This window comes from Pedobacter sp. B4419 (genome assembly GCF_059693725.1).
Genome location: NZ_JCASSL010000001.1, coordinates 325,963 through 338,567 on the forward strand (window position 1 = coordinate 325,963; position 12,605 = coordinate 338,567).

The window sequence follows — 12,605 nt, forward strand, 5'->3', positions numbered from 1 at the left end:
GTTAGAGTGTTGCTTTGATGACCATGGATTTCCAAACATAAGGAATTCGGCCACAACCCACAAAATCGGTTACCTTGAAACCTTGTTCCTCTAAAAGTTTGCTGAGGGTGTTTTTAGACCAAAGTTTAATGTGTCCACCATCCCAGAGCGGATTGGCATGGCTATCCCACTTGCCGGCAACCGCTAATATCAGGTTTTTAAGATAGCCATGGTAGGGGGTGCTTAATATAATAGAACCTCCAGCATTTTGTTGCAATATAGTTTTACAGAACGACACAAATTTTCTTGGGTCGTACAAATGTTCAATTACTTCGGTAGAAATGATCGTATCGAATTGAAGTTGGGCAAATTTCTCAGGCAATCCATCACTTGAAAGATCCTGTAAAGCAAATCGATCTGGTGAAAATGTGGAGGCGATTTGAATACCCGTTTCAGAGGCATCGGTTCCATAGGCATTATAGCCTTGACGAATCAAAGTTTTGACCAAGGCCCCATTGCCGCAGCCTAGATCCAAAATACATTGATTGGTTTCTTTATTTAATAGCTTAATAATAGGTTCAACAATATATTGGTGGGCATGTGTTGCCGAGGCATTTTGATAGCCATAGTCTTTGTAATCAGCCATTAATATACTTTTTGGTAAAGTGAAAGGTATTTTTGCACAAGCTGTGTGGGGTTAAAATCGGCTTTGATCAAGGCAGGTGCTATTTTTCTAATCCGCTGTCGTTGCTCCTTGGCTTCATAGGCTTTTGCTAAAGTATTAGTAATAGTTATGGGATCCAGGTCTGCTATCCAGCCTAGGTCTTTTTCGAGCACGTAGTCGGCTAGGCCTACCTGATCTGATAACAGCACAGGAGTACCTACATTAAGGCTCTCTATTACTACGTTTGCAAAATTTTCATTGTAGGAAGTGAGTACCATCAAATCATGCTTAGCTAATACATCAAATTTATCTTCTGGCTGTACTTGTCCGATCCAGCTGATGCGCGAATCAATTTTTAGCTGTTGGGCTAATGCCTGAAGTGCTTCGATATACATTATCGTTCCAGATCCTGCAATGGTGAGCGACCATTCGAAGGTTAGCCTAGCTAATGCACTAAACATTAATTCTAAGCCTTTTTTTTCCTCTATTCTCGATAGAAAGATAAGTCTGAAACGAGCAGAATCATCTTCTTGGTTAGCTATCGAGCTATTTTTGAGTTCAACCAAATTTGGAATAACGGTGATGCTTTTTGGTTGGATGAACTGCAACACATCCTGTTTTTCTTTTTCGCTGGTTACGTGAATGTGGCAATATCGCAATAAATGCTTGCCCATTAACTGATGGATGATAGATTTGAACCCAGAATTTCTATTGTCCAAGGTGTAAGCAGTAAGCATGCCTCTCGGCGATAATATAACAGGGACTTTTTTCCATTTGGCTATCTGGCAACTGAAGATGGAAACCAAGTTCCACCAAGCATGGATGTGTACAATTGGTTTTTCAGTTTGCTTGATCTTATATTTTAGTGCATTTAGCAAAGCTGGAGAAAAGTGGCTATGGTCTTTGGTGAAGCGCTTAAAATAACTCACCTTCACACCATCTACCTTTTGGGGCTCACTGGTGCTTACATCAAGCTCTGCTTTGCCATTAGCGGTAGTTGTTAATACTTCAACCTCGATACCGGCACTTACCAATGCCTCGCAAAGTTTGGCTACGGACATGGTCGGTCCGCCATAAATATAGGCGGGCTTATAGGCCGCGCTGATCTGCAGTATCTTGGTAAACATCTAGTTCAACTAAGGTGTTGGAGCGCTTGAGAATCCAATAAATGGCATACATGGCCAAATAGCCATAAAAAATATTGTTGAGCAGAAATTCGAAATTGTTGCCGCGCCATAGATTTTGAAATATAGCGTTGAACATTACGATACATCCTAATTCATAGCCGCCAAACCACTCTTCAGCTTTATTACAGAGCCATTGCGTAATCCAGCCGTATAAAAAAATTGAAATAAATACGCCGATAAATCCGGCGCTCACGTAGCCATCAACTACTGGACGGGTTTTAGCTGATACCGTAGAGCCACGATTGGCTACCCCAGCTTCATAAACCCGTTCCATTGAAATGGCTTCGGTAACAAATTTGTTTGGCCAGAATGCTCTAGGAATAACGGCAAGCATCGAATTTTTTGCTATTTCGAGTCCATAGTAGTCTCTTTCTTCTGGGATGTGTTTAACAAACTGTGTAAACATGTCTATTTCGCTTAAGCGTAGGGTGAGAAAGCTCCAGTTGGTTTCCTTTATCTGTTCCCCATCGCTCACCAATACAGCGTTAAACGCCTCGGTTCTTGCATCTTGGGCGCTTTTTTCTCCGCTCCAAGATTGAGACCTCATGATGCCGGCAAAGGTAGGCAATACGTAAAGCATGATATATATTGTTGGAATAGCCAATGTTAAGATGAGCTTTTTGAAATAAGGATAGAGCAGAAAACTGATGATAATTACATTGATGATTACACTTTCTTTGTAGCCTGTTAAAGTGGAAGCCAAGAAATTGACAACAAAAAGGCTCCCGCCAAAAATGATAAATCCGACTTTTCGCTGTACAATTCCCCTTACAAAAACAAAGGCACTGCAAGTAATAGAAATATTGATCAAACCATAAGAGAACTGGCTAATGCTCGAGATACGGGAAGAAAGTGTACCAGTGAGGTAACAGGCAACACATAGCCAAATCAAAAAGAAATCTAGATTAAGATTGAGCTTATGTTTGATGACTGGAAACTGTTTGATTTTGACAATTATACCTGTAACCAGTGCTGCATGTGCGAGCAGAGAAAGGCGTTGGCATTTGGCAATGATATAGGTCTGTTCGTTTACCTTAAAAGGCAGTATGCTGATTTTGTTGAAATATTCATAGCCCAAGTGGTCCAAAAAGTAAAAAATAGATGTTGTACACATGAAGCCAGCGAAAATAAGCTGTACAAGCACAATTGGTCGCATTACTTGCTTGGAAAGCGGAAGATCTAAAGGGATGAATCTTAGTCTTGAAAACAAGGTCCAATAGAAGATTAAAAATGACCCACCCCAAGCCGTAAAATAGGAAATTACTGGATCGATTTGTACGATGATGGAAGCAATCCAAGGTAAATAGATTAGGATAAGAACTTTTTGCTTAGAATTGTTTTCGTATTTATCGGCTAACATGTTCAACAATAGATTTTACCTGTTTTTCGAAACTCCAATTTTTGATTTTTTCAAACGATTTTTTTCCAAGGAGTTTTAAAGTATCAGGGTTTTCGATTAAAGCTATTAATTTTTGCTTTAAATCAATCAAATCCCCACTTTTAAATATGTCTCCATTTGTTTTATCTACTAAATCGTTGGCACATCCAACTTGGTTAGACACCAGTACTGGTTTAGCGGTAGCCATAGCTTCATTTACTACTAAACCCCATGTTTCGCTTAAAGAAGGTAGGCAAAAAAGATCGCACGCCTGATAAACCACGGGCATTTGTGTTTGGTTCTGAAAGTTGATGAAATGGATATTTTGGCTAGCGTGGGCCGTAGCTTTCAGGGTTTCTTCTAACTGGCCATTGCCTACAAATAGCAGATGTGTGTGAGGAATACCCAGCTCTACAAAGGCGGTTAGCAAAAGCGTTGGATTTTTAACAGGTTCTAATTTTCCGGCAAAAAGAATAAGTATTTCACTTGTCGCTAAACCCAATTGATTTCTGAGCGCTTTTACTTCTGTAGTTCTGTCTGAGCTAAAACGATTGTTATCTATGGCATGTGGCGCAAAAACCAATTGGTTTTCTTTTAATCCGTAGGCTTTAAAATAGGCTTTATTGGCCGACCCTACATAAAAAGCCGTATCTACATGGCGGTAAACCCATTTTAAAAAAATGCCCTTTAAGGTATTTCTCCAGTTCGAAGGTTTGTTCAGCAAAGTAGAATCGCCCCTAAAATAGATAGGGATTTTACCTTTAAAAAATCGCATTGCCTTTAAATGGCTTTGCCAAGCCCATCCGTAAACGAGGATGCCATCAGGCTCATAAGCCTGTATCGATTTAATTAGACTAGGATTAACAATTCCTTTAAAATGATGTGAACCTTGTTCTTTTGCGGTATTTTCTAAAAAGTCATATTCATAGCCTTCTAATAGCGGCAAATCCCATTCAACAACCTGCTTAAAACCCTTATCGTATTTATGCATAGATTGTTTGCCCCAAGTATAAAAAACTTTTAAACGGAGTTGCTTGGCCAGTAATTGAAATACCGGTGCATAATATTGGATTGGATGGGTAGAAATAATTGCTATTTTTTTAGGCATTTGGTATAGCTAGAATATTGCCAGATTGAAGATCGTTAAAATGCTCGATAGGTTTTGGACCATCTTTGTAAACATGCAGAAATCGGTAGTTAAGCTCCTGCAATACTGAAAAAATATAATCTTCCGGGCGCCATGTTTTTTGGTGATAGTGTTTGTCGAACTCGAAAATGATAGTTGGCCTGTTTTTTTTGATAGTTTCGATCAGGCCGTCAATCACAAAGCTCTCATAGCCTTCTACGTCTATTTTTATTACATCTACTCTGTCATTGCCAACTATTTTATCGCCAATGTAGCAATTAATCAAAATATTGCCACTCAGGTCGAAGAGATTATAGGCACCTGGATTTTGGCTATTTTCGTCGGCAGCGATATGTAGCTGCTCTTCTTTATTGCTCAGCGCGATGTTCTTGATTTCGATATGACGAAAATCGTTTAGTTTAAGATTGGCATCTAGTGCATCAAAGTTTTTGGGTACCGGTTCAAATGCGGTTATTTTGCCATTTTCGCCAACAAGCTCGGCAAAATAAAGGGTATGAAATCCGATATTAGCCCCAATGTCTAATACCCTATCGCCTTTTTTGATTACCGATCTGAAAACCTTTTTAAGCGCCGGTTCGTAATTGCCAGTATAGATGATCTTGGCTTCGATCCAAGTTGAAGGATTGCATTTGATTTTAAAATCTCCTTCGAGAGGCCTAACAATAATTGGCTGGTTGCCTAGTTTGCGATGGGTAAACAGGTAATTGAACAATCTGTCCTGTCCTTTAAAAAAAGGTCTCCTGAGTATAAATTTATAGAGCCATTGCATAGTTTTATGTTGCCTCGTTAAATAATTCTACTTGTTTTTTGGCCATGTGGGCAGCAGTATAAGGTTTAAATGCTTGCCAATTGGTAGCTGGAGCAATATGCTGATGGATGTTTGTCAAATAGGCGAGTAGGGCTTGATAAGTTGCCTCTGTCTCGCCATCTATTGGCATGACTTGGCCTGCATTGCATTCGCCAATGATGTGCATTACGCTACTTTCTGGGTGCACCACCGCCAGCAAAGGCCTTTTGGCCAAAATGTAAGGATATAATTTTGAAGCGGTGTAGGCAGCTTGGTTAGAACCAATTATGATGAGGCCATCTGCATTTTGCAGGTTCTTAATGCTCTCGTAGAATCCAATCCTTTCTGTATGTTCTGTAACGTATGATGCCATGCCGAGTTCGGTTGCAACAGGCGAAATGGTAGCAATACCTTTACCTTTTGGGGCATAACTGGTTCCTATAAAGTGCATGTGCACATTGTGAAATAGCACTGGTTGCAGTTCCAGACCTTTTTTAAATGCAGTGAATAAGGTTCTTAAGGCTGGTTGCATATCAAAACCGCCACGCCCAATGTAAACCAAATTTATCTTTTCGTTTAGTTGAAAGACCAAAGAGAGTTCTTGGTTGCGTGATTTTGCAATATCAAAATCGATTTCAAATGCCCCAAAAGTAATCACCTTAGCGGGTTTTGTTCTGAGTTGTGGATAGCGTTTTTGTAAGGTTTTGATATAATCGTCGGATACACTGATGAGACCGTCTGCAGTTCTCATGGCCTTAGGTTCCAGGTATTTATGCAAGCGATAAGAAAGCCAATATTTTTTTGGCCTTTCTGCTTTTGGTTTATCCTTGTAATAATCAGAGTGCCAAGGATCTTGCATGTCGACTACGTAAGGCACTTTGTATTTCTTTTTCCAATAGGCACCCAAAATGCACACCGGAAATTCGGTTGTAGAAAAGTAAATCAAATCAAACTTGCTTTCTGCAAGCAATTGGTTTCCCTTTTGTCTGATAAACCACAGTGAACGAAGAGCCAAACTTCCAAGCCCAAGTTTGCTGGTCAACTTTTTGGCAAGGGCTTTTACTTTGTGTATTTTAATTTCGTTAGGAATAGAATCCATCAACAACCCGTCTTTTACAACATCATAGTGTTTTTCGTCAACGGTAATTACTTCTGGTTCCCAACCCAGTTCTTTAAAGTAGGGCAAACTCATCCGTACGCGTTGCATATCGGCCGTATTGGCCGGAGGAAAATGTGGCGAAATGATGAGTACACGTTTCAATAGATGAACTTTATTAAAGACCAAATTCTTTTCGTATGTGGGCAAACTTGGGTTGATACCTCAATGTCTTTATCAAAATATTTCTGAACGAAAAGACCTTATAAGATTCAGTAACCCTCGACCAATTGCTAATGTGTGCCACGTATATGATTGCATAAAACGGCAGGGGCTGTAAATGAACGCCCGTTTCTTTAAGTCTGTGATATAAATAGCCATGTGCTGCAAAAAAAGTGAAAGCATCAACCCGGTTGGTTTCGAAATTCACGTCGGGGATATCCTTGGCTGCAATAATATTTGTAGACCCATTAATCGTATTCATTTTAGAAGGCTTTCTCACCAACAGGTTTTCTTTGTCCATATAAATATAGCCCTTCGAAACAAACCAACCGTCTTTATTATGATGGTTTTTATTTACAAAATCGGCTATTTTGTTGCTGATCAGATCGTCTGAATCTACAGACATAATAAATGTGCAACCATCATTAATTGCAATTTTTGCCCCATAGAGTGCTTTTTTACCTTGATCGAATGCATTTACAGACATGGTAATGTCTTGTGTTTGCAGTGCCGATTTATCGGTTAGCATATCGATAGTGCAAAAAGGAAATGGAAACGCAACATATTTAAGGTTGGGGTGTACGAATTGATTTGTTGGCAAATCATGATAAATTACATAAACCTTGAAATCGGGGGAAGTTTGATTACAAATGCTTTTTAACGTTTTGACTAAAAGGGCCGTGTCGTTTTCCCAGTTTTTAGAGTTTTGGATAGGCCTGAATGGCACGATAAATCCGATCATTGTGTTAGTTGATTTGCGCGATGAGTTGCAAAAGATTGTTGTTCTCGATTTCCCAATTTAGTTGAGAATTTCCGAGCATTAAAGCTTCTTTTTTATGGCTTTGCAATAGTTTTTTATCGTTGATATACGAAGCTATACAATGAGCCAGTTCTTTTTTGTCGTCTTTTCCGAATATATAACCTAGATTTGGGTAATGTTTTAAAAAATCCTTCTGTGCAAGCGTATCTGAAGCGAGCACTGCTAATCCAGATTGAATGTAGGTAAATAACTTGTTGGTAAGACAAATATCTCGATTCATAGGCTGTCCGGTTTCGGTAGCAAGGCCAACATCGAATTTGGAAGCGAAATCAAAAATCTCATCTTGTTGAATTGGGGGGTAGAAAAATATTCTTCCTTCTTCCACATTGTTTTCACTGGCAAGCTGTTGTAATTGGGCCACTATTTTGGGCTGGTAGCTACCCAATAGGTGAAGTTCTACGTCGGATTCTTTTAACAACCCCATGGCTTCAATAACCACTTCCAGACCTCTTCCTGTGCCAATGGTCTGAGAGAACCAAAACATTTTTAAAGGCATTGGCTCATTTAGTTGCTTTTCTTTGAAGTTTGGTTTTGTAAAAACGTTCAATATGGTTTGGGGCTTTGCATTTGGATAAAGTTTTGCATAAGCCGCAGTAATCATCGGACTTGCAGTTGAAAGATAATCCAATTGAGGTATATACTTGTTTTCAATATAGGTTTTGAGCCTCACATCGGGGTGATTTGGGTTGTCGAACTGCTCGTTTCTGTGAAAGTCTTCGGCATCAAATCCACATTTGGCATTATTTTTTTTGGCGGCCTGTACAATTGCAGGAAGCGTAGCAAGGTTATGTCCGATATAAAGATCGGCTTTGAGTGCGCTGGCCTTTTGGCCAAGCAAAGCGGTGCATCTGCCAATTGCCTTTTCGGCTATGATATTGTTTGGGCCAAATAGTTTAAATAAGTATTGTGCGAGTTTATAATTAATGCGCGATTTTAGATAAAGTGTTTTTAGAATGAGGGGTGAACCTCCAACCAAATGGGCTGTCCATTTTTTTGTTGGCAATAATTTTTCGTCAAGTGCAGTGGCCCAATGGTTGCGGTATTGGTAAATCACTTGCACCGAATAACCCGCTTCGGCAAGACTATCGGCTTCTTTAACCAACCGGGGGTTGATTGAAGGTTGGCCCGAAGTAACCAAGACGATTTTTTTTAAGTTCGATTTAGCTTTTTCGTTCATAGATAAGCTTAGTATATAGCGCGACATAATCGGCTACGATTTTTTGACTTGAAAAACGTTCTTCTGTAATTTGTCTCACCGTACTTCTCGAAAGCTCTGGTAACCTGAATACATAGTTGCACAGCTCTTCAAAACTATTGGCCAGAAAACCGTTTTTACCCTGTAAAATTACTTCAGGCAGAGAGCCTTTAGGTACACCAATTACGGGCGTGCCACAGGCCATTGCTTCTATCATTACTATGCCAAATGGTTCGTTCCACTCAATGGGCATGAGCAGTGCAGCAGCTTTGCCTAAAAGTTCGTTTTTCTGCTGGTCGTTTACCGGCCCAATATAGCTTATGTCTTCATTTAGATGAGGTTTTATCTGCTGGTCGAAATAGCCTTGATATTCGGCTGGGATATTTCCTGCAATAACAAGTTTGCGATGGGTTTTAACGGCAATTTGAATGGCAGTATGTGTGCCTTTTATAGGTTCTATTCTGCCTAAAAAAACAAGAGGGGCATCTTTTTCAACGCTATTCTTAAAATGGTAGTTGCTGAGATCTACACCATTGTATACGGTAGAGGCTGGGGCATAGGGTATTATTTGCTGGCTGATGTAATTGCTACAGCCACTAAACGCCAGAGTATTTTTTTTCGAAAACTTCACCGCTTTTTTGATCTGCCCAATGGTTGGTTCACGCTGATAAGACATCAGCTTTGCGACAGCCGTGGGCAGGTAAGGCAAGAGATAGGCCAACCTGCTAAAGCTATGGATGATGTCAGGTTTCCAGCTTTTAAGTTGGTTTAAATTGTAAATATGTTTTAAATCCATTAAATAGGTAATTTTATCGATAGGGTAGGGCAACAGTTTGGCGCTTACTTTTGAATCCTTGTGCGCAACCAGCATAACTTCGTGCCCATTTTTGATAAGTTCTTCGGTAAGAAAATAGATGATTCTTTCTATCCCACCATAATTGAGCGGAGGTACAGGTATAAACGGATCTGCGGTAATAACTATTCTCATTTTAATTCGTCGTGGGCATTGTAAACACTATCCAAGATTTCGAGCATTCTTTGGGTGCTTTTTTTTAAAGTAAGATTGTCTAAAACATATTCGCGAGGACTAAATCTGCCTTGTTGCACGGTTTTGTAAAAACTATTGAAACCGGCATGAAATTCTTGAATATCTTTGAACCTTTCTCCGCAAGTCTGGTCAAAGTAAGGTACTGAACTAGCCAGAACGGGATCTGTTTCGCCCCATTCGAAGCGATTTTCGTCTAACCAAAACCCTTGGTCCCAGGCATAAATCGGTACATCCATGGCCATGGCTTCTTGATAAGCCAGCCCTTGGCTCTCGTGCTCGCAAAGAAAGATCATGGCCGAGCTTTCTTCCAAGAGTTCTTTATATTCTTTTATAGTATAGGAACCATAGGTGATAACTTGGTAAGCTAATCCTTTTTCCGTTAAAAAATCGATGATTGGTTTAAGTAACGTTTCTCTATTCTGCTCCCTGTTCCACAAAAATTTCACATAAACCAAGATATGTTTTTTAGGCTTTTGCTTTTTTGGATGCCAAAAATCGGTATCTATACCAACAGGCCAGGTTGTACAGGTGTTTGGCCCAAACCATTTGTTGTAAATGTTTTTAGTCCATGTAGAATGCTGCAGGTAAATGGCTATCTTAAAATCTTTAAACAAGCCAGGCCAATTGGCGGGATGCGTCATCAGTCCGATGCCGGCAACTAATTTATTGGGTTTGTTGTAGCCTTTCAATACATTTTTGCCTACCCCAAGTACTACTAACCTATCTGTTGGTTTGATCTTGTTGAATGGTAAATTTTTTAAATACGGAACATCAAGTACATCCAAGCCTTTACATAAATTAATAAAAACAGATTCTAGGCTACTGGTCCTTGTTTTTTTCAATAGCCTTTTGATGAAAGGAAGTATAAAGCGATCGACCGGCAGGTAAGAATCCCTTGCCGGCTCTTTCTTAAAGTAGATAATTAACCTGTTATTTTTCAACAAGATTAAGTTTAATGGATTTGGACCATCGCAACGCCGCTTTTTCAATACACAGGTAATAAACAAAAGCAACAGCTATGCAGCACATCAACAGGGCTAAAAACAGCCAATAGATATTAGTAAACAGGGGTTTGAATAGTACAAGTAATAGTCCACCGGTTAATGTATGGGTTAGGTAAAGCGAATAAGAAATCCTGCCCAGAAAATTGCTCACAGCATTTTCAAAACTCAAGTGGATAATGGCTAATGCCGCCACATAGCCTATCAAACCTGTTATAATCGATATCTTCAGGCAAAGGAAAATGGTTAAGGCCAATAGTAAAAGATGTCCGATTTTTAACGAAATACGTTCTTTTTTAATCAATAGAGCCAATATGCCATAGCCAAAATAATGGATGTTGTGAAAAATAAAGTCACGGCTCTTCATTGCGTTTATAAAATATCCGGTACCAGAAAGCAATAAAATAATGGCTACAACCAAGTAAATATTCCCCTTTTTAAGTAAGGGGAAACTAAGGCCGATGAGAATGTAGAACTGAAATTCAATGCCAAGGGTCCAGAAGATGCTTTGATACCAATTGTAACCAGAAAATGGAATAAGGTATAAGAGATGAAAAAGAAACCTTACTGAATCAAACTGCCCTAAAAGCAAAACAGAAACGAGTACCATAACGAAGTAGGGGGGATCTATCCTTACTGCCCTTCGCCATAGGTAGCGAAAGAAGTTTTTTAGGGTATAATTATAGTTCCAAAGTGAATAGGGAATAACAAAGCCAGATACGACAAAAAAAACGGCAGCGCCGCCTTGCCCCTGTACCAACAGTTTGCCAATGGGATATTTTTCTAAGCCTACCATGTAATGCAGGTGTACAACACATACACCTAAACTGGCCAATGCCCTCAAAAAATTAAGGATAGGGAAGTACGTTTTAGCTGCTTGCATATTAGTTGTTTGTTTTTTTTAGGGTTTGGGCAATGCTGTGTTCGGTTAATGCCCTTTTTTGGCCGTTTGCTCTAAGTTTTAGCCTTAATTGCTTGTCTTGATTAAGCTGTTGGCATTTTTCTACAAAATCGTCGACATCTTTATAAGCTAATATATCGTTCTCTAAGTCGTAAAGGTTTTCCAGCCCTTCGGTGTATTCGGTAAGGTAGCAGGCGCCTAACATCGGTGCCTCGATGTCGCGCAGCCTCGAATAGGTATCGGGCGAGTGTAATGGAAAATTAAAGCTGGGGTATCGGTTAATGCCAACGGTAACCTTGCTTTCTCGCGATACCTTTACATAGTTTTCAAAATCGAGCTTGTCCTTTACATTGGCTTTTAACTGGTTAGATAGCGCTGGATTATAGCGTCTGTATTTGAGTTTGTTCAGATAGGGCGAAATGCCATGCTCGGCTAAGAAACGGATCTGATTGTAGGCTTTTTGCTTTATCGAAAGTGGCGCCCTTTGTAGCAACCCTTCGGTACCTATCCAGGCACTCCCATAAATGTCAACACTAAAATCGGGGTGCTTTTTAAGCAGTTCCTCAAAAAAGAGTTGACGCAGGACGTCTTTAGAGCCGATAAAAGATACACGGTCTTGTTCAGTGGCTGGTACTGTTCTGTACTTTGGCTCCACCCACATGGGCATTGGGGCATTGATAAAAGGATAGCCTGCTTTTTTGTACATTTTCTGAGCCTTGAATTCGGGTACCCAATTAAGGTCGAAAACCTTAAATTGGATTGGCGCCTTTTTAAAATTGCGCACATTGTCGCAAAAGAAATTGACGCAAGGAATACCCATTTTCTTGATTTCGGCTATGGCACTTTCCTCTACCTGATGTGGATAAAGATAGCTCAGGAAAATATCGGCCGGATGTTGCTTAAGGTAATTCACGGTCTTTTCCCAGGCATTCGTTTTCCAAAGGCTCAGTTCTTCTTGGCTCTGCAGAACCAGGCCTTTTGCCCAATCAACCTCTTTGCATTCGATCCACTCATGACCAGCTTCTTCGATACCATTTTTGAGATAGTATTCCCAAAAACTATAAGCGGCTATCGGATACTGATATGGTGATTGGAGAAAAGATAGGAAAATTTTCATTCGATAATTTCTTGTAAACCTTTAATCCAATTATTTAACTGTGTTCTGATAATGGTATAGAAG

The 12,605-nt window shown here is 39.8% G+C and carries 12 protein-coding genes; all 12 read right to left on the minus strand.

The window, feature by feature from the left end; genetic code table 11:
• Position 1 precedes the first annotated feature (1 nt).
• The 12 genes from AC570H_RS01240 to AC570H_RS01295 are packed head-to-tail and all read right to left on the minus strand — an operon-like array spanning position 2 to position 12,542.
• On the minus strand, positions 2 to 625 hold the full coding sequence (locus AC570H_RS01240) for a class I SAM-dependent methyltransferase (protein WP_497350879.1): 624 nt from the start codon (positions 623 to 625) through the stop codon (positions 2 to 4).
• On the minus strand, positions 625 to 1,770 hold the full coding sequence (locus tag AC570H_RS01245; protein ID WP_497350881.1) for an XrtY-associated glycosyltransferase XYAG1: 1,146 nt from the start codon (positions 1,768 to 1,770) through the stop codon (positions 625 to 627). Before AC570H_RS01245 ends, AC570H_RS01240 begins: the two co-directional genes overlap by 1 nt.
• On the minus strand, positions 1,733 to 3,190 hold the full coding sequence (locus tag AC570H_RS01250) for an exosortase Y-associated Wzy-like protein (RefSeq protein WP_497350883.1): 1,458 nt from the start codon (positions 3,188 to 3,190) through the stop codon (positions 1,733 to 1,735). Before AC570H_RS01250 ends, AC570H_RS01245 begins: the two co-directional genes overlap by 38 nt.
• On the minus strand, positions 3,177 to 4,316 hold the full coding sequence (locus AC570H_RS01255; protein WP_497350885.1) for a glycosyltransferase family 4 protein: 1,140 nt from the start codon (positions 4,314 to 4,316) through the stop codon (positions 3,177 to 3,179). The genes AC570H_RS01250 and AC570H_RS01255 overlap by 14 nt, the downstream gene beginning before the upstream one ends.
• Positions 4,309 to 5,124, minus strand: coding sequence for an FkbM family methyltransferase (locus tag AC570H_RS01260; protein WP_497350887.1), 816 nt, complete (start codon positions 5,122 to 5,124; stop codon positions 4,309 to 4,311). The genes AC570H_RS01255 and AC570H_RS01260 overlap by 8 nt, the downstream gene beginning before the upstream one ends.
• A gap of 4 nt (positions 5,125 to 5,128) precedes the next feature.
• Positions 5,129 to 6,403: a glycosyltransferase gene (locus tag AC570H_RS01265; RefSeq protein WP_497350889.1), complete on the minus strand. Its 1,275-nt coding sequence runs from the start codon at positions 6,401 to 6,403 to the stop codon at positions 5,129 to 5,131.
• A 13-nt stretch (positions 6,404 to 6,416) separates the two neighbouring features.
• Positions 6,417 to 7,202: a hypothetical protein gene (locus AC570H_RS01270; protein WP_497350891.1), complete on the minus strand. Its 786-nt coding sequence runs from the start codon at positions 7,200 to 7,202 to the stop codon at positions 6,417 to 6,419.
• Positions 7,203 to 7,206: 4 nt separating this feature from the next.
• On the minus strand, positions 7,207 to 8,457 hold the full coding sequence (locus AC570H_RS01275) for a glycosyltransferase (protein WP_497350893.1): 1,251 nt from the start codon (positions 8,455 to 8,457) through the stop codon (positions 7,207 to 7,209).
• Positions 8,441 to 9,463 (minus strand): glycosyltransferase family 4 protein, encoded by a 1,023-nt coding sequence (locus tag AC570H_RS01280; protein ID WP_497350895.1) that lies wholly within the window; start codon positions 9,461 to 9,463, stop codon positions 8,441 to 8,443. The genes AC570H_RS01275 and AC570H_RS01280 overlap by 17 nt, the downstream gene beginning before the upstream one ends.
• Positions 9,460 to 10,464, minus strand: a complete 1,005-nt coding sequence (locus tag AC570H_RS01285) for a glycosyltransferase (protein WP_497350897.1) — start codon at positions 10,462 to 10,464, stop codon at positions 9,460 to 9,462. The genes AC570H_RS01280 and AC570H_RS01285 overlap by 4 nt, the downstream gene beginning before the upstream one ends.
• Positions 10,454 to 11,407 (minus strand): acyltransferase family protein, encoded by a 954-nt coding sequence (locus AC570H_RS01290; protein WP_497350899.1) that lies wholly within the window; start codon positions 11,405 to 11,407, stop codon positions 10,454 to 10,456. The genes AC570H_RS01285 and AC570H_RS01290 overlap by 11 nt, the downstream gene beginning before the upstream one ends.
• Position 11,408: 1 nt before the next feature.
• Positions 11,409 to 12,542, minus strand: a complete 1,134-nt coding sequence (locus tag AC570H_RS01295) for a glycosyltransferase family protein (protein WP_497350901.1) — start codon at positions 12,540 to 12,542, stop codon at positions 11,409 to 11,411.
• Positions 12,543 to 12,605: the final 63 nt, after the last annotated feature.